Annotated in this window: 6 protein-coding genes; 3 read left to right on the forward strand and 3 right to left on the reverse strand. The window is 36.4% G+C overall.

The window, feature by feature from the left end; genetic code table 11:
• Positions 1-381 precede the first annotated feature (381 nt).
• A complete protein-coding gene (locus tag CH354_RS12755; protein WP_100727770.1) occupies positions 382-1185 on the reverse strand; it encodes a helix-turn-helix domain-containing protein in 804 nt (267 codons plus the stop codon).
• A 384-nt stretch (positions 1186-1569) separates the two neighbouring features.
• On the opposite strand from CH354_RS12755, the gene CH354_RS12760 reads away from it, so the two are divergent.
• From CH354_RS12760 to CH354_RS12770, 3 genes are read left to right on the forward strand one after another with little or no spacing between them, the layout of a single operon-like run.
• Positions 1570-11574: a type I polyketide synthase gene (locus CH354_RS12760; protein WP_165780943.1), complete on the forward strand. Its 10005-nt coding sequence runs from the start codon at positions 1570-1572 to the stop codon at positions 11572-11574.
• A complete protein-coding gene (locus tag CH354_RS12765) occupies positions 11571-11975 on the forward strand; it encodes a holo-ACP synthase (protein WP_100727771.1) in 405 nt (134 codons plus the stop codon). The genes CH354_RS12760 and CH354_RS12765 overlap by 4 nt, the downstream gene beginning before the upstream one ends.
• A 9-nt stretch (positions 11976-11984) precedes the next feature.
• A complete protein-coding gene (locus CH354_RS12770; RefSeq protein WP_100728381.1) occupies positions 11985-17891 on the forward strand; it encodes a carboxyl transferase domain-containing protein in 5907 nt (1968 codons plus the stop codon).
• Positions 17892-17994: 103 nt separating this feature from the next.
• Here CH354_RS12770 and CH354_RS12775 read toward each other — a convergent pair whose 3' ends face one another.
• Together CH354_RS12775 and CH354_RS12780 are read right to left on the reverse strand one after the other, a co-directional pair.
• Positions 17995-18348, reverse strand: coding sequence for a hypothetical protein (locus tag CH354_RS12775; RefSeq protein WP_243396078.1), 354 nt, complete (start codon positions 18346-18348; stop codon positions 17995-17997).
• 45 nt (positions 18349-18393) lie between these two features.
• Positions 18394-20913 carry an adenylate/guanylate cyclase domain-containing protein gene (locus CH354_RS12780; protein ID WP_100727773.1) on the reverse strand — a complete coding sequence of 840 codons (2520 nt, stop codon included), beginning with the start codon at positions 20911-20913 and terminating at the stop codon, positions 18394-18396.
• Between the last annotated feature and the right edge of the window lie 167 nt (positions 20914-21080).

Here is a 21080-nt window from a genome sequence, read left to right on the forward strand (position 1 = left end):
AATCGCTCGATCGGCTTGACCATATTACAATATACACGATTACGATCGTGTATGTCATTGAAAGCGTTGTTTGTTAACTTACATGTCGTATACAAATGTTGGGAAAAGCCTTACCTCGAAAGATGTGAGGCTTTTTTTATGCCCTGGGGTTTGACTTATAAATTCCGTGGTTACCAAAGCGGAATGTATTTCCATCGGAGGCGTAGCAGGATTGCGAAGCTCGCGAGTCTGGGCAGGAAGCCCAGTCGAGCAGGAGATGGGAAAACATGAAGCCATGGCCAAAGCTCGCCAGTCTGAACAGGAAGTTCAGCTGGCAGGAGTCAGGAATAAATTCTACTGCTTTTTTTATGCCTATTTTTTCTTTTTAAAGGCGACTATGCTTTATGATTCCATATTGATAAAACAAATTCGTGTCCTTTTTGGATTTCTAAATACAGCAGAAGGGCTATGGCCATATGCAGATCGAAACGTTCTACTGAAATGGGCTGAATCAGAGAATCCAGCAAGGTGGGCGACTTCCGTAAAATTTGCACTTGTATGGTAATTTCGTGCTGCTATTTTTAATCGCAAACTTAGTATAAATTTCCTAACAGAAGTTAAAAGTGTTTCTTTGAATATATGTCGAAATCTATCTTCAGATAAATTTACTATATCTGCTAAAATTTTTAGTTTAACTTCTTCTGGTTGTGGTAGGTATGTTTGTGAACGAAGGTATTTTGCAACTGTGAAAATCCTTGGATCCAATTCTTCCGGTGGTTTTTGTTGTAAAAGTGAACCAAACACAGAATCTACGAGTAATTTTAAACAGCCTAATACTTCCTCATTTGGTGATTTTTCATCTAATAATACATCTAGTATTTTTTTTAAATAGGGAATCTTTGTAGAATCAAAAAATTGAACACCGTCTTTAATATTGCCAGAAAAACGTTCAAACAAAAATGAGTCCGGATCAATATAAATATTTATTATATGTGTATTCTTTGAAATTTGATAATAATTTGTATTAGGTGGTAGAAATACTCCTGTATATTCAACATAATTTTCATTTGATAGAAATATTTTTGAAGGTAGATCAACCGAAAAACAAAGCGATGCTGAATAAAGGCTATGCATCGTAGTGGTTTCTTCCCATGCCGCATAAAGAACCTGGGTGTCCCAAACGTATAATGAGTTTCTCCTTTTCATTGAATGTGGTGCAGTTTCCAAATCTAAACTAAGATATGATTATGTAAGTGTAAAATAAAGCCAAATTGGTATAGTTATGAATTAAATTTACATAAATAGCCGAAACATTCAAAAATAATCAACAATTTAAAGCCGAAACATTCAAGCCGAAACACCTAAATTTCTGTAACCTTCAACAATCGATTTATGTTCACTTTGCTTTTTCATAAAATTTGAAATCAGTCAGAGTTTGTTCTTAAATGAATAGGAAAGGTTAAATGATCAGGAATAGAAAATTGAACAAACACCCGATAGGTTCTATCTTTCAGTACAAATCTCTTTGATCCAACATCGAAGTCGTAAATTAAAAAAGTTCATGAAACGAAATTATAGGAAGTTAACAGTATGAAAAATTCAATAGGTATAAATATAGATTCAAATGGAAATGGTACATCGAAAACATTTGGAGTTGGACCATATTCAATCCTTAAGGAAGAGGAAGTTTTCGTAAGTGCACTATTTGCTGGTCAAGGAAACGATCCAATGGTTGAACTTCTTGCAAGTTTTGAGGAAGAAAGTGAATCATCAGATTTTTTTGTAACTTTATTCAAAACAATTGATAATTGTATGGACTTAGTAAGGAAAGATGGTGACACCACTTACTTTTCTAATGGTTTTGCATTAAAAGAATGGATGTTAGATCCAACTTTGATTCCTACCGAAACGATTTTAAAATCTTCTTATTATAGTGGGCCTTTGATCTTCGCAGCCCAAGCATCGCACTTATATCGTTTTATAAAAGAAGGACATTGGAATCTACTTAGAAATTCTATAGGTGGAATTTATGGTCATTCCCAAGGAATATTTGCGGGATTATTGTTTTCCTCATCTCCAAATAAAGAAATCTTTTTAGATAATTTTCAAAAAACTTTTTCAGCTTTATTCTTTCTGTTATTCCGCAGCCAACAAATCTTTCCTGAGTTAGATATTGACCCAAATACACTTCGCCTTTTTGTAAAAAAAGGAGAAAAACCTTCACCTATGGCCCAAATCATTTTTAATGATGGGGATGTTGAAATCACTGAAATTTTAAATGAATTCAACAAAAATCAATCTAAGTCAGAAGAAGTTCATATTGGATTAATGAACACACCTAACAGTAAAGTTTTTTGTGGATCACCTGAATCTTTACTTAAATTTAGAGACGAATTGACACAGTCCGGAGTTGATGCTGTGAAAACCTGGAATTTCATAACATCCTCAACTGCATTTCATTCACCTTTGTTAGAATCTGTAGTAAACCTTGTACAAACTGATTTTAAAAAAGTAGGATTCGCTCCCAAAACAAATGAGATAGAAATTCCTTTGTATGATACCCGAGATGGATCAGACCTACGCGATTCAAAAAAAGATTTAAAAACTGATTTAGTAGCTATGGTTTGCACAGACCAACTGAATTGGAAATTAACATTGTCATCTCTTTTAAAAAAAGATGGTAAACATATACTTCTATCTTTTGGGCCGGGTGAGTTTATAGAAAAAATAACAAAGAGATTTTTAAGAGATAAATCCTATTTAATTCAGAATCTAACACATAAAAGTCGGTTTATTCAGTTCGCAAAAACTAACAACTTTGAATTTCCTAAAGCTTGGAAAAATTATGCACCAGAATTAGTAAACCTTCCTAATGGGGCAAAATTTGTTAAAAACAAATACTCGCTTTGGACTGGTCGACCGCCTGTGTTTGGTGGTGGAATGACGCCAAGTACTGTCGAAGCAGACATTGTGATTGCAGCAGCTAAAGAAGGATATGTAGTTGAGTTAGCTGGTGGAGGGCAAGTCTCCGAAGGTATTTTTAGATCAAGGGTAGAAAAAATAACCAAAGAACTTCCGTTGGGAAAAGGTTTTGTCATCAATCTTTTATATCTCGATCCTTATTTATGGAATTTGCATATACCTCTAATAAAAAAATTCAAATTGGAAGGTGCTCCGATCGAGGGTATTACCATCTCTGCAGGTATACCAGAACTCAATGAGGCTGTAACCTTACTTACAGAATGGGCAAAAATTGGTATTTGGTTGAATTCATTCAAACCTGGCACAATCGATCAAATTAAAAGAGTACTATCAATAGCTGATGCACTTCCTAATTATAATATACTGATGCAGATTGAAGGTGGTGCTGCAGGTGGACATCATAGTTGGGAAGATCTAAACACTTTAGTTTCTAAAACATACGAGGATATTCGTAAACGTTCCAATATCATCTTGGCTGTGGGAGGAGGCATCGCATCCCCTAATGATGCTAAATTATGGTTATCTGGTGACTGGAATCAAAATACAAAAATGCCAGTGGATGCAGTATTTTTAGGTACTCGTCTTATGGCTGCATTAGAATGCAAAACTTCATTACCCATTAAAGAGAAGTTAAAGGAAATGGTTGGTGGAAATGATTGGATGAAATCCAAGGATGGAAATGAAGTAGGTGGAATCATTTCTGGAAAATCTTCACTTGGTGCGGATATTTATTATGCATCCAACACTTGGACAAAACTCTCAGAATTAGTAGAAGGTTTAACGAAAGGAAAAGATCCGGTTTTCGCTAGAGAAAGTATTACAGAAAAGAAAGCTGAAATCATCTCACTATTAAATTCCACTGCTAAACCATACTTTGGAGATCTTTCAAACCTTAGTTATACAGAAGTATTGGAAAGGTTTCTATTTTTAACTTGCCCTGGCGATAGATTGTTACCTAGCGAAGGAAAATGGCCAGACGATCCTTACATTGACAAGAGTTATAGGGTTAGACTTGAACAGCTCGTCTTAAAATTTGAAGGTAGATTAATAGATTCTGATACAAAATTATCCATTTTAAACAATGATTCCGTTTTGGACGATCCATATGAATTTCTAAAAATTTGGAAGAATCTTTTTCCAAATGGACAATTCACAATCCTTTTGCCCGAAGACCAAGACTTTTTCTTGGAGGTATGCAAACAACCAGGTAAACCAGTAAATTTCATTCCTCTGTTAGATGAAAATTTACTTCGATGGATCAAATCCGATTCATTATGGTATTCTCATTGTGTTGGAATGGATCCTGATCGTTGTGCATGGATCCCCGGGCCTTTGGCTATTCAAGGTATCAAAAAAATAAATGAACCAGTCGTTTCAATTTTTTATGAATTTATTTCTGAGTTAGGTGATAAAGATAGTCCAACTAAAAATATCGAATGGTCTGAATTTACAAAAATAACCAACCCATTAACACAGGAAAATAGAATACAAATTGAACATAATGATTCAGTCACTGAGTTTTGCATACCTACAAGTGAGGAGATAACTGGGAGTGATTGGGTAAAATATCTATCACACCAAGGTGGGGGTTTTTTATCCATTTTACTTGCATCAAACAGGATCTATGGAGGTGTGGCTGACCAAGATATGTGGTTCTCACCCAATGAATCTAAAAAATTTACAATTGAAAAGGGAGCTATCGGTGAACTAATACAAATTCGTTCATTTTCTCATGATGGAAAGTTTATCAATGTTTCCCTAGACTTAATTAACCAGAATACAGCAGAACTCAGTTTATATTTCCAACATCCAAAAGAACAAAATCAAATTCCATTCAAAAGGAGATTCTTGTTTGGTGGTGGCCCCAAAACATTAGTGATTGAAGATCAAATTTTTGCGAACGAGGAGATGAGAAAATTTTATGCGAACGTATGGGGTATAAAATCAGTTCCAAATGTGATCGAAGACTTCCATTCATTTGAAAGTATGAGAACTTTTGAAAAGGAGTGGTTTACTGAATATAAAGTCACAGAAGAAAACATAATTGAGTTTAGAAAGGCAACAAAGGATCTATTTCGTAAGGATCTAATCGATTCTAACAAAAAACTTTCTCCTATTTCGATGGGAGTGGTTTTTTCATGGGAAAGTACCGTACTTCCATTGTTATCTTATTCGTCTGCGGATCTTTTTAAACTCCTTCATTTTTCACAAGAATTTCATTGGAAACCTGAAGCTTCATTGGTTGCGGTGGATGATGTTATCAAAACTAATTCAAAAATTTCACGAGTTAAAAAATTAGGAGAATCAATCATTCTTTATGTAACAGGAGTGATGTGGAATTATGAAAATGAAATAGGATCCTTCGAAACTGGGTTTCTATTAAGAAATCAGAATGAAAAATTTGTCCAATTTGATACAACTCCACTTGAACAATCCATAGAATTTATTTCACAGGCTGAGATTGATGTCTTTCAACAACTCATTTGGATTAACTTAAATATTAAACCCGATACTCTTCGAGTCGGAGATAAAATTAGGTTTGTCACTTCAGAACGAAGGATCATCGCAAACGGAACCGAAACCTTTCACTACATCATTGGAAATATCTTCCAATCGAATGGCCAAATGAATGAGGTTCTTCTGGGAAGTTTCAAAATCGATGAAAGAAGAAATCTAAATGAAGATTCAAGTTTGGATCGATTTTTTAAAGTATTCCGCGAGGCAGAAGGTCTTGTCGCGCTTCCAAAAAAATACAGAATTCTATCGGAAGTTTTTACTGCCCCTGATTCTATGTTTCCCTATTCTAAAGCTTCGAAAGATGCAAATCCAATTCACACGGACATTCGATTTGCGAAAAAAGCAGGTTGGGTGAGTCCGATTGTCCATGGACTTTGGACATCTTCCCAGGTCGTCAATTCTCTAGTTCGGAATGTTTGTGAAGGAGACTCATCACGTTTTGTCTCTTTGAAAGAAAGTTTTGAAGCACCTGTCTTACTTGGCGAAGAACTTCGATTAACTGCATTTCATATTGGCCAGAAATCTGGGAATATGGCATTAGAAATTACTTTGGAAAATAAAAATGGAGAAACAAAACTTCGTGCTGAAGCCTTATTAAAACCTCTTAACACAGCGTATGTGTTTACAGGTCAAGGTTCACAATCCCAAGGAATGGGAATGAAACTATTGGAAGAGTTTACTGAAGCTCGCGATGTTTGGTCTTTAGCGGAAAGAGTTGCTACAAATGAACTAGATTTCTCCCTTTTGGAAGTTGTTCAAAATAATCCTACATCACTTCATTGTGGAGGGAAAAATTGGGTTCATCCTAAGGGAGTTTTAAATCTCACACAATTCACTCAAGTTGCCCTTGTCGCAAAATCGCTTGCAGATTGGGCAATTCTAAAGAAACGAGGATTTTTAAATATAGAATCCCCATTCGCAGGTCATTCGTTAGGTGAATTCTCTGCACTTGCAGCACGAGAATTTATTTTGCCTGAGAATGTATTTAAAATCGTTTTTAACCGTGGTTTGAATATGCAAAGTTTAGTGGCTCGTGATGAGGAAGGAAAAAGTTCCTATGCAATGAGTGTTGTGCTAGGCAATAGGCATGTTGGTTTAAATGAGGAAAAAATCCTAGAGCTAGTTGATGAAGCAAAGTCTGAATCTGGCCTCCATTTAGAAGTGGTAAATTACAATATTCGAGACAAACAATATTCAGTAACAGGGAATATTCAAGCTTTAGAGTTACTAGAAGAAAAATGTAAAAAATTTGTTCGTGGGAAAAAAACAACAATACGATTAGAAGGTATTGATGTGCCTTTCCATTCTCGAATTCTTATTAACGGTGTTGATGAGTTCAGAAAAACATTACAATCCAATATAGGAAGCGAATCGCCGTTAACTGAACTTGACGGGCGTTACATTCCAAACTTAATTGCAAAACCATTTTCTCTTTCAGATGAATTTTTACATGCAATACTTTCTAAAACAGGAAGTCCCGTTGTCGAAAGTTTACTCAAACCTTCATACAATGATCGAAATACCAATGAAAGTAGACGGCTTGTTCTGATTGAGTTACTTGCGTTTCAATTTGCAATGCCAGTCCAGTGGATCGAAACGCAAGAAGCCCTTTTTGGACCATTGGCAACCAAACGTTTGATCGACATTGGTGCAAGGGGAGATCTTGCGGGAATGGCTAGGCAGAGCCTCAAAGAGAGACGGGATTCGTCTACCTTCCAAATCCTTCATGTAGAAGAAAACCGAAATGAAGTTTTTTATGAAAAGGAAGATGTGCCAGAAGCAGAATGGAGTGAAGCTCCTTCCGTTGGAAAGGAGGACATTGAAGTTCCCGTAGCCATCCAAAAACAAAATACGGAATCTGTTGTCGGAAACAGTCCGACGCTCGAAATTCCGAAGCAGAATGTTAACAATCAAATACATTCACCTGTCATAAAATTTTCGAAAAAGGATGCCTTGTATTCGATTTTGGCATTGAAGGCAAATGTTCGGTTTGATGAAATAGCAGACTCTGAAACGATTGATGATTTGTTAGGTGGGAATTCATCTAAACGTAACCAAACTTTGGCCGATATTGGTGTTGAGTTTAAATCGACTTCACTTGATGGAGGACATGAAAAATCTTTAAAAGATTTAGTAAAACTTTTAGAAGAACAAACTTCCTATCACCAACCAGGACCTTACCTTCGTGCAGCATTTGATGAAAGCATAAAAAAATTCTTTCCAAGTGATTTTGGTAGAAAAGAAATTTTTCAATTCTTAAAAGACGAAAGAATGTTAGATGAAGAAGGTGTATTTTTATTTTCCATATACCTTCCTTTTTTCATTCGCTCAGGAGATTCTCTCCGAAATGGAAATTTGAGTTCTATCGGTCTCAAAAATCGGCTTTCTAACGCAGCGGAAGTGACAAAGTGGTTAGACCAAGCCGTTGATTTATTCGCAAACTTAAAAAACGTTCAAATTCCTAGAAAAAAATCTGAGTCTTCGCATTCGGCTGGTTCTATGGTGGATTCATTGGCTCTCGAAGCCTTGGAACGGAAATATTTTGGAATTGAAGGCCTTTTTTCAAAGTCCATTTCAGATCTCCGCCGGCATTTGCTCGATGATGATCCATATTCAGAATACTTGGTTAAAGATTTAAAAACCATTGAAGAAGCTCGAACTCTCGTTTCGGATGATATCCAACCAATCTTTTCTGAAAGTAAAATAGTAATTTTTAAAAACTCAAAACAGTGGGCTAAAAAGTATTTATTGAAACAGACTGCAGCATTTTTAAGAAGGGATTCAAAAGAGTTTTCAAAAGAGGATCTCGTCTATTTACAAAATCACAATTCAAAAGAACTTTGTGATCATATTGTATATTGGCGTTCGCAGTTTTTAGAAAAAGCTTCTAAGGCGAATTTAAAATCAGATACTGAGTATTTTAAATCTGTAGGTTTAGAATATACCAAACTTCTGGATAACCTCAGTTCACAATCAAATCCAAATCCAGTTTACCAAGCTCCAAACACAACATTAACACCTTACCTCAAAGTAGGACTCGATGGAAATTTTATTTGCGAGGAAAAAATAAACCAAATCGATCCAGAAGATTTTCCAAATGAGCGCCTAACGCTAAGTGGAAGTGATGATTTTGGTTCTTCTTTTGCAGAAAATGAAACTGTCACAAATGAGTTCAAAGAAGTACTGAAGACAATTTTAAAATCAGGAATATCTTTTGAGAACCAAAAGGTTTTGGTAACAGGTGCAGGCCCAGGTTCGATTGCTTGGGAAGTGGTGAAAGCTTTTTTAATGGGCGGGGCAGATGTTGTGCTCACAACAACATCTTATTCGACAAAACGAGTCAAACAGTTCAAAGAATTATACCAAATGTACGGTGCAAAAACCTCAAGATTAGAAATAGTTCCATTTTCACAAGGTTCATTCGAGGACATCCGGTCACTTGTAGGTTACTTAAAAGCTAAAAATTGGCATCCAGATTTTTTAATTCCTTTTGCTGCGGTGGGTGAAGAAAACGCGGCTTCCAATTTGGACCAATCTTCGTTAGTTTCTGTTCGAGTCATGCTTATTGGTGTTCAAAAACTAATCGGTGAGTTAGGTGCACAGAGAAAAAATCAAAAGGAATCGAATTCGAAACTCAAAGTAATTTTACCTCTTTCCCCAAACCATGGCATTTTTGGGAAAGATGGACTCTATGCTGAAACGAAACTGGGACTTGAAACTTTATACCGAAAAAAATTCTCTGAGGCAAATGAATGGGGAAATTCCGTTCGTATCCTCGGTGCAGTGATCGGATGGGTTAGAGGAACAGGGCTTATGGGAGCAAACGATTTATCTGCTCCACTACTGGAAGCAGAATGCAATATAAAAACATACTCACGATCGGAGATGGGTTTGTTACTCACAGGATTTGCAGCCTGGAGTCTACGCAATGAAACATTAGAAGTGGTGAAGGCTGACCTCACTGGAGGGCTTGGTAAGGTAAAAAATTTAGTATCAACTTTATCAAAGATACGTACCTTTCTAAATTCACAAACCAAACAAAACATTGAAGTACAAAGTCTTAAACAAAAATTGAGTTTGGAAACAGATTCTAAAAAACTAACAAATGTTTTACCAAAACATGGGCTAAAATTTCCAGAGATTCCAACGGAGGAAGATCTCTCTAGTTACCAAACAAATAGAACTACTGAAGTTAAAGATTTAGTATGTGTTGTTGGTTATGCGGAGGTTGGTCCTTTTGGAGGCTCCATGACCCGTTGGGAACTTGAAAAGTCAGGAGTTTTATCGCTAGAGGCTTGTGCCGAACTCGCATGGAGTTTGGGTTATATCCAATACCAGATGGGACCAAATGGAAAGGTTTGGACAGATACAAAAACTGGGGAACCAGTATTGGAATGGCAAATTAAAGAGAAGTATGAAGGGGAAATTTTAAGTAGTACTGGTATTCGCATAGTAGATTCTGAAACCTCACCGTTTGATCCAACAGAAATATCAGTATATGCAGATGTAGTGTTAGAAGATGATCTAATATTTCCAATCGCTAGTAAAGAAGAAGCTTTAGAATATAAAAATGCTGATCCAGAAAAAACTGAAATTTATTTCAATCCAACTTCAGAAAAGTGGACAATCAAACGAAAAAAAGGTTCGGTCTTAAAAGTAAAAAAATCTGTTGGAATCAAGCGACGGATAGCAGGTCAAATCCCTGACGGTTGGAATCCTGAAAGGTATGGCATCCCTAAAGATCTCATCCACCAAGTGGATCCGATTACAATCTATAACTTGTACTGTACATGTGAAGCTTACCTCAGAGCAGGTATGGATCCATTTGAATTATTTGACTACATTCATCCAAGCCAAGCTGGGTCTAGTGTTGGTTCAGGTATGGGTGGGATGCAAAAAATCAAACGAATGTTTCTAAACTTTCGACTTGGTGAAGATAGGCAACATGATGCACTTCAAGAATCGTTGATCAATGTTGCTGCAGCATGGGCTATCACCTCTTATGCGGGACTGTATGGCACTGTGATCACACCTGTTGCCGCATGTGCAACTGGGGGAGTTTCACTTGAGATGGCTCGGGATAATATACTTTCAGGAAAGGCAAAGTTTATGATCGCTGGTGCCTTTGACGATACCCTCGAGGAAAGTATGATTGGTTTTGGGGATATGAACGCAACTGCAAACAGTTTCGAAATGGAAAACCAAGGCATTGAAGCATCAGAAGTATCAAGGCCTAACGACAGCCGAAGGAATGGGTTTGTGGAAGCACAAGGCGGAGGAATTTTACTTTTGGCAAGGGGAGATGTGGCCTTAGAAATGGGGCTTCCCGTCTACGGAATCTTAGGTTTTGCAGGGTCTCGTACGGATGGAATTCACACATCAATCCCTGCGCCAGGAATAGGTCTTCTTTCTCTTGCTGCTGACTCAAATGAAGAAAGTTCTCCGATACAATCTGCTTTGGCTTCCTTTGGATTGTCAGGTGATGACATTGGATTTGCTTACAAACATGACACATCAACCAAAGCAAATGATAAAAATGAAAACAACCTCTTACAAAAGATGATGTTGAAACTAAATAGAACTCCAGGTAACAACCTTCCTGTAGTTTCGCAAAAATACCTGACAGGACATTCCAAGGGTGGAGCAGCTATGTGGCAGTCGATTGGGGTGCTACAAACACTTGAAGAAGGAATCATTTCAGGTAACAGAAATTTGACGGATGTAGATACTGACATGGATCCGTATACTTTCATCAACTTCACTGATGAGGCGATTCAATTTGGGAAGGGGCATTTTAAGGCGGGTATATTAACCTCCCTTGGGTTTGGTCATATTGCAGCACTTTGTCTCTTTTTACACAGGAACTTCTTTTGGGTTCATTTGTCACCGGAAGAAAAAGTAAGTTATGTTAACAAATGTATCGAAAGAGGTAGGTTTGCGATCACACGTTACCATGAAATTCGTTTGGGTAATGGAACTACTTTGTACAAACGTAAAACCCAATCATTCATTCCACAGGAAGACGAAGAAACTGCCTTATTAGATGCAACATACAGAAAAACTACCAAGAATGTTACGGTCGGTAGTGTAAAATGAAAAGTTCCTATTCGATTGGTATGGATATGGTGTACATTCCAGAATTTGAATCTTACTTAAAAGATCCTGGGACAGCTTTTTTTGACCAAACATTTACCGATTGGGAGAAACAAGCAGCAAATTTGAAACAAACAAAACAGCGGGCAACATTTTATTCAGGTAGATATGCCGCTAAGGAAGCATTTCTAAAAGCTCTGGATGGTAGTTGGTTGCATACCAAACCAACGATTTCATTTAAGTATTCTGAATTGGAGATTCGAAACGATGATTTTGGTAGGCCATATTTCCGTTATTATGGCTCACTTTTAAAGACTATTTCGGATCTCCAAATGGAATCTGTTAAACTATCAATAACGCATGTACATGAGTACGCAGCATCCCAAGTTTTAATTGAATTTTAGGAAAATAAAATGGTTCATAAAAATATTATATTCAATAACAATAATACATTAGATTTAACACATTTTGAAGACATAGAAAGAGTTAGATCAGAACTTAAGAAAAGTGATCCAAATTTAGGATTGAATGTTGCCAAACAAACTTCCGAAAGAAATGGTGTTTTAAAAAAAGTACTCATCGCAAATAGAGGAGAGATCGCGAAACGATTTATACTCGCCTTACAGGAAGAAGGCATACAATCAGTTGCGGTAGTTGCTGATCAAGATAGAGGTCAATCTTGGTTTGAATTTGCAAACCAAGTGATCTACATAGGTGAAGCAAGGAACTATGCTAGTATACCAGTGATCTGCGCTGCCATTTTAGAATCCGGTGCAAATGCAGTGTATCCCGGTTATGGATTTTTATCAGAAAATTTTTTATTCGTAGAACGCCTTCTGGAAGTAGAAAAATTCTACGATCACCGTATCACTTTTATGGGCCCAAAATCTTCCGTTATGCGAAGAGTGGGTAATAAATTAGATGCGCGCCGATTAGCAGTAGAAAATGGGATTCCACTTTTTTTAGGTTCAGGTTCTATCGAAAGTGTGGAAGAAGCGGAAGTGGAAGCCAAACGCATTGGATTTCCTGTCATCATAAAATTGGATGCTGGTGGTGGTGGAAAAGGTATGTTAGTTGTTCGTTCCGTGGAAGAATTACCCCAAGCAATAGAAAGTGCAAAACGGATTGGTCTAAATTCTTATGAGAATGATACCTTCTATCTTGAAAAGTATATAGAAACACCAGCACATTTTGAAGTTCAAATTTTTAATGGAGTTGCCATTGGAATTCGGAAATGTGCCGTACAAAGGAGAAACCAGAAAATTATAGAAGAATCTGGAGAATCTTTTTTAGATGATCATGTCCAGTTACAATTACTTTCCAACGCAGAAAAGTTTTCTGAAATTTCTGGATACTCAGATGGTTGTGGTGCGGGCACTGTAGAATTTTTATTAGACCGAAACTCAGGTCAATTTGGATTTTTGGAGATGAACACTCGCCTCCAAGTTGAATACACTGTAACAGACCAATCCTTAGGAATCGATTTAGCTAAGTGGCAAATCTTTTTATTCGATGAAAGATTCAACCAAATCCAATATGATACGGTAAAAAGAAAACGGTTTGGAGATAGAAACCATTCTGTCCAATGCCGTATTTATGCAGAAGACCCTTTCCAAAACTATTCACCGTCTCCTGGAAAAATCAAAGAGTTAGAATTGCCAACGTTTAATGGGATTCGTTGCGATTTTGGATTCAAGTCAGGGGATAAAATTCCTGGAGATTTTGATCCGATGGTTGGGAAATTAATTTCTTACGGACGTGATCGGAATGAAGCCATCCAAAGAATGGAAAGAGCCTTGAGTGAACTTTTCATCCGAGGTATCACCACTAATATTGAACAACTTCTAATGATCATCAGGCACGATTTATTTGGAGCCGGTGACTATGACAATCGACTCCTTGATGACAATAAGGAATTAACAATATCTAACACTGATTATCTGGAAGAGGCTATCATCTATGCTTGTTTAGGCGAAACTTTACGGTTATCAGGTAAAAATGTTTCCGAAACATTTCGTGAAAGAGATTTAGTTAAAATACTTTATTCAAATGAAACTTTAAATTCACCATTCCAATTTAAAATAACATCCCAAGACAAAATCATTAAGTTAACAGTACTTAGAACTGGTCTAGGTGAATTTTTAGTAAGTGGGAATACAATTTTGTCAAAAAAAATTCGCATCACACGTTATAGTTCTGATGGGAACCAATTTTTAGCGGAATCAGAAAGTAGATCTATCTCTGTACGAATCGATGTAAAACCTAGTTTTCATTTGATTCGATTTACAAGTAAACTTGATGGGAAATTACATTATGCGAGGATTCAACTCCAGTTTGAATCCGGAAATGTATCAGCAAATGAAATTGGTTTTTTACGTTCACCATTCCAAGGAACATTTGTCAAAATATTCAATGATCCAAAAACTGTTCGTCCTTGGACTGTCGGGAGTAAGATTAAAAAGGATGAACCTTTACTCATGATTTCAGCGATGAAGATGGAAACTGTCTTAAAATCGCCAGTTGATGGGTTTATTGAACACATCGTTGAAGACGGAAATCTAAATAAATTGGTCAGAGGAAAAACCGCATCAGGTCAAATTTTGGGTAAAAGTTTTTCGGAAGGCGAAGTACTTGTGAGAGTAACCCCAAATGAATCCGCAAATCCAAATGGTGATTTGTTCATTGAAGAAACTTCTAGTGAAATTTCAAAGTTTTCCATTCTGAATCATTGGAATTCCATCCCTACTGGGAAAGATACAAATCAAAACTTTAAATTTGATTCTGAATTCAATTCAATCGAATCCCGAAATGAAATTTTGCAGTTTTTTTATTCATGGATTTTGGGTTTTATAAAAGGTGAAAATTCGCATATTAGGATTCATTACTTATTAGATCATCTTAATATAGATTCTATATTAAAATCAACTGAAGAGAGCAAAAATTGGACTTCATTTATAAAATTTGTTATAAAATTTAATGTATCACTCCGGAGTTTATTTTCTTCAGAAATAGGATCTGTACATTCACATCTAGGTGAAATGCAAAGGTCTCTTTTACATTGGGATACAGAAGGATTTGTTCCAAACAAATCCACTTCAAGGTTATTGACCAAAGTCTTTCACCACTATGGAGTTAAGGCACTGACAACCTTTCGGAAAAGACCTGACCAAGGGGAAGCCTTTTATTATATGGTGTCTGCATTTAAAACTCAAAAAGAACAAAGGGAATTATTCGCAAAAATTTTAGAAAAATTAAGTCCACTTGTTCCAGAGTCCAAGTCCACAAGTTTAAATTTGCGAGTTCTTTTGTACTTTGAAGAAAGGGAACAAGAACCAAAATTAGAATCCATCATTCGGGTTATCCTTGGTAGGAGGAGAAATTTTAATTTCGATATTCCAGAAGGCATTAAAACTCTTTCACGTCGTCACCATGAAAGTTTTGCCAAATTTAAAAAGAATCCGTGGTCTCTATTTGAACAACCAAAGTTGGAAGAGTCGGAGTTCATACAATCATTGGATCAGTCTGATCCAAACCTTGGATCGGATTTTCCAAAACAGGTGCAAAACTTAATCCAAAAGAAATTAAATTATTGGAAGAACATGGGAGAAATTCGAAGACTCCATTCACCATTGAAGCATCAAATTTTATTTCATATCCAAGGACAGGGAACATCCACCTATCTTTTGTTTGTGGTTATGAATACTAATTTTTTAATTCCAATTCCGGATAGCGAAGAAAAATTCCATTGTCCTAAATTGGAACAAGAAGCAATTTTTGGGGCTTCGGTTTTACAAGGTGCGAACAATGCCAAAAAGGCTGATTTTTTAAGATTAGAAATGATTTCGTATTCTAACAAAATTCCAAACGCTGATGATAAAAATATAAACAAGGTAATTGAATATGAAAAATTATACAATAGTGCTCATTCTATTTTAGAATTTTTTTTCCATGCAGCATTCTCTAGTTTAACAATTGATATTGAAAGAAATATAAACAAAAAAAGTTTCTTTCAAACCTATTCATTTTTCACTAGAGATGGAAAACTTAGAATTGATAAAATAGGAAAGAATGATATAAAATTTCCTTACTCATCTGAGGCAGATAAAAACGATTCCAAACTATATGAAAAAGGCAAATGGCCTGTAGAAAGGTGGGTCGAAGAAACGTTAGATGCAAACAGTTTCCAAGAAATTTTAATACCAGGTTTGGATTTTTTAGAGAACGACAGCTCCACTGAAAAAAAACAAATCCAAAAGGTAGGAGCTAAAATTTATCTAGGAAAACTCGCTTCTGGTGATGTTTTATTTTTTCTAAAAGACTCTCGTATCGCAGGTGGTGCAACAGGGGATAAAGAAGGAAAAAAATATTTGAGTGCTGCCTACATTGCATATAGAAAAGATATACCTCTTTATGTTTGGAATGATGGTGCTGGAGCGAACATAAAAGAAGGTATGGTTGCTCTCAATCGTGCAGCGGAAGGTTTTTTTATCACTGCACTTCTTACACATAGGGTAAAATCAAAAGAGTTTCGTTCCGCAATTGAATCACATAACGATTCCATAATATCAAATTTTTTGCTTCATTTAGAAACTCTTCCTAATTTGAATTTTAAAAAATATGCGCCAGATGATAACCCTAGCCAGTGTTATGTTGTTGCCGTTGGAGTTGGGTCTTCCACTGGTCTCGATGTTTACGGGTCTTCTCAGGCTTCCATCCAAGTGATTTTAGATGAAGAACAATCTTACCGCGTGCTCACTGGTGCCTCTGTCATTGAATCTGTCACGGGGGAATCTTTGACAAATTATGAAATTGGTGGTGCGAGAGTGATGGGGCATGGAACAGGAACCGTAGATTTTGTCGCTAACGACAAACCCCACTTGATCGCAATACTCTATAAAATACAATCCATACTATGTAACAAAACGGAAAGTCCTTCTTTATATTCGCTTACAAATCAGAATCGAGATGGATCCAAAAATATTTTTTCAGAAAGAAAAATCCAACAAATTGCGGACTCGGGCGAATACCTTTCCATTAAGGCAAATTATTCAGGTTCGGAATCATTGGTTTCTGGACTTTTTTCAATGGCGGGTAATCCGATTATCGCACTTGGACCCCGGACTGAATTTGGTTTTCATTCCATCCAAGCATTAGTCAAAGCAAAAGAATCGGTAAGGATAGCACAGAAAATAAATTCAGGTTTACTCTTAGTTTATGGTTCAAAATGGTTTCGAAGTTCTTATGCTGAAAATAACCAGTCGCTAAGAGTCAGGCGAGACTTCCAAAAACAATTACAAAAGTTTAGTAGGGCACTTATCCATATTGTCAAAGATAGAGAAGGTCTTGCTATACCAGAATTATCTTCCGTTGGTGATGTATGGATTTGGGTAAAATCAGAGGATCTCGAGGAAAATAAATTTCCATCGTCAAAAATTTCTAACCCAGAACATTGTTCAACGATTACGGTGCAATCGGACGAAGAAGCATATTTGAAAGCATCTCAAATATTCAATCTTTTGCATATAAGAGAACTAGAAAATTTTTCGAATCGCCATTCTTATCCACAAATTCCCATTGATTCTTCTGTTGCCTATGATATGGAAAAATTGGTGATTCGTGAAATTTTAGATGATCTTAGTTTCGTTGAATTTTATAAAGAAGACCCAGGTAAAAGTTTGGTAACAGGGATTGGTCGTATCGGCGGAAAAACCATTGGTGTCATCGCTGACCAACCAAAAGACGGCGGAGCACCTGATGCCCAGGGAACAGAAAAATTTAGAATATTTATGGAATTTTTAAACAAACACAAAATCCCCTTACTTATGTTATCCGATTCACCTGGTTTTGTTCCTGGAACCAAACAAGAACGACTACGCATTCAACAAATAGGTGGTGAGTCGTTGGATGTAAATGTCCTCTCCACAAATCCTATCGTGTCAATTGTTCTCAGACAAAATTATGGTGGACGCCAGATCCATGCTTTTAGTGGTTTTTTAAGACCAGCAGTGTCATACCATGCATGGGAGGAAGGAACCCTTGCCGTAATGGGAGCTCATTCAGCCTTCGATTTATTCCAAGGTGCTAAAGTGGCTCAGTTACGAAAGGAAAACAAAGAGGATGAAATTAATTCACTCAGAAAGGACTTTTTAGATTCTTATAAAGAAAAAGCCAAAGCAAAAAATGATGCTCATCGTACAAAGGTTTTGGATGGTGTATTTGGATCAATTATAGATTTACGTTCTATTGTTTTGGATGCATTGAAGACAGCAGAAAAGAAACAAAGTTTATGGATGGAGGGGCTTAGTCACACTTCCAAATGAAAAGGAAGTAACAATGATAAGGCGGCAATATTCATTTATAATCTGATTCCCGAGTAATGGCTGCTTTATCAAGTAGGAAGACCGGGACGTTCGAACCATTCTGCTAGATCACCCGTATCCCATACTTCCGAAACACTTCCACCATTTCCAAAAATACTTCTGTCGATTGTTGTTTGAGAATTTTAATCAGTAACATTAACGCTCGTTCCTGGTTTGTCACTCTTTTGTAAGCGATAAAAAAGGCAATGAGGTCAAGCGGATTCAATTGATTGGCATTTGATTGCCATTTTGTATTCCATTCCTTGCCAAAGTTTGACCGATTCAAACGAAATCTTTCCTTTAGGAATTGGAATAAAAAGGGGATGACTTCTTTTGCACTGAGAGAATTCCAAATGACTTGTAAAGTCAACCATTGGACACGGTTGTAAAAAGGAAGGGAACTCTTTTGGGAAGTCATAGAATAAACTTGTATCTTCTAACGATTCATGACAATGAAAATAGATTAGAGAATCTTTTCTGTTTCCAGTTTTGATCTTAAAACAATTTTACTGCCTTGTTTGATTTTTTGATAAATGGACCAAAACAATTCATTGGGAACAAGTCCGTCTTTGGAAAACTTTGGTTTGATGTGTTTCAAAAGATACATATCTCGCCTTTCCCCGTTTTTATCGACGATTTTTCCTCTATGTTCACATTGGAATAAAAATCGTACTTTGTCATAGGTAGATTGTGAGATATTGATTTCACCAACAATCCCCGAACTTTCCATACGAGAAGCGGTGTTGACACTACTGCCCCAAATGTCATACGCAAACTTAAAACGACCAACAACTCCAGCAATCACAGAGCCTGTGTGAATTCCAATTCGTAGTTCCCAATAGGGAAGATTTAGTTGGGTTTTGATGTCTTTCATTTGGTCCATAAAGGATCTGATCTCAAGAGCTGCAAGGCATGCGTCGATTGGATTTGTGTAGTTTGGATCTGGTAATCCGCCAGCGCACATATAAGAGTCACCAATGGTTTTGAGTTTTTCCAATTGGTTTCTTGATATGATTTCATCAAATTGGGTGAAACATGCATCGAGTTCTGTGATGAGTTCGTTTGACTCCATGTTTTTTGCAACTTCTGTGAAACCTCGAAAATCAGTGAAGAGGATGGTAGCTTCTTCGAAAGATTTTGGTTCACAATACCCATTGATTTTAATTTCTTCAGCGACGGACTTAGGAAGGATATTTAATAAAAGTTTTTCTGATTCTTCGCCTGCAAGTTCTGCTTCCTTTTTTGCTTGCTCCAAGAGGATATAACTTCTATCTAATTCTTCCGCGAGAGGCCTTGCAAAAACATAAACAAGCAGGTAATTGAATAACACCAATGGAAGTGTAACTAGTGTTATGTGAAATAGGCTTTCTCCAAATGCTAATTTTTCTAAAAACTTTGGCATTTGTAATAAGCTAGCAAATAAGATAGAAAAGATTCCTAAATTGGCTAGTTTTTGACTGAATCGAATGGTTCTCCCTGGCAATGAAAATGCACCTAATTTCAATACAGCAAATCCAAGTAAGGTGGTTGGAATGAACAAATAATCAGAAATAGGTGGAATTACAAACCCATGCGAAGGAAAAAATGCAGTTAATAAAAATACTCCTGAAAGTAACACCGATCCTAATGCAACCTTTGATTCCTTTGGTAAGAATATCCATCGTTTGCGGATTTCTCTTCCTACAATGATAAACGCGAAAAATCCAGCGACACCGAGTAGATACGGCACTATGGAACTTTTATGGATGATTCCATAGTCGTAATGGTAGTAACCATTGTGTAGGTAAGGTGTGATCGATAAAACAGAACATAGAATTGAAATTAAATCTACAACTCGTAAAGACTTGGGTCTTTCACTTCCAATTGCTTTTAAAACAAATCGTGATAATATACTTGGTGCAAGTGAAAATATTAAAAAACTAACCTGTGATATACGAAGAAGGATTAAATAATTGAGCTCTAGTTTCGTAGGGATGGATTGTAAATTATAAAAAGCTGTGATGATGAGAGAAAATGCACATAATTGATTGATCTTTGCTTGTGGGTTACTACCTGCTACAATGATTGCCATAAAAATAGCGACAAAAAAAGAAATAGTAGGAGGAAGGGCATGAGGAAACCAATTGTCGTTCAAATAGGCACTATGACTTAAGCCCAATGCCACTGTTCCACTGAGAACAATCAGTGAAAAAGAAACCACACCGAACAAAATGTAAAATAATCCATTTCGATCAAACAGAAGTTCATTTACATCGAGAAAATCGGAACGGAAAATTCCGTAAGCAATTAAGATCAGAGGGATAAAGATAAAAAAGGAACCGGGATACACATTGTACCCAAGTAAAACAGGAGCATTGGAAATTGTCATTAAAAACAGAACATTATAGCCAATGAATAATGATTTATGAATTCGTTTTAATAATATTTTCCATTGGAATGTAAAAAAAGGCAAAACTAAAACAAAGTAACCAACGAGTGGTATGATTCCAAATGGTTTTATGAAATTTGTTGCTTTTGGATACTTTCCAAATTGGTAATCAAACCACTCATTATGAAAACCGAGTCCTTGGAAAAGTCCCACATAACCAAAGATCACACTGATCCAACAAAGATATGTATAATACAAAAATACTTTTTTTCGAGAAAGCGCATAACAAATGTAAAAGTTAGAAGGCAAAATGAGTAGGATAAAGAGATACAACCAATTGTTCAGTGCCAGTAAGAGTTCACGGTCCATGATCCAAGCTCTAAGCGAGAGTACAAGACCAAGAATTCCATATCCAAAAAAGGAAATGGCTACATTGAGAGAAAGAATTCTGTCTTCACCACTGGTATGAAATATCCTACGAAAACTGAAAGCGCTTAAAAAGAAACCAACGACTAGTGAGATAATCCCTGGAATTCCATACGGTAGTTGTAACCAAAAATAGGTCCAGGTGTCTCCAATGGATTCGATATTAGGCAATTGGTAGGTATATTCCATCTATGTATCATCTTTTTGCCTGGTGAAGTCTTTCGTAAAGAAATAATTGACAAATAGAGGTTAACTGTGGCAGAACCTAACCAATTGGAAGTTAAGGAGTTGTCCGTATACAAAACAACCATTTGTTATCTTCATTCTCTAACTGGTGTAATAAGGTTGGACTTAGA

Source organism: Leptospira levettii, assembly GCF_002812085.1.
In the GTDB taxonomy this organism is placed as follows: Bacteria; Spirochaetota; Leptospiria; order Leptospirales; family Leptospiraceae; genus Leptospira_A; species Leptospira_A levettii.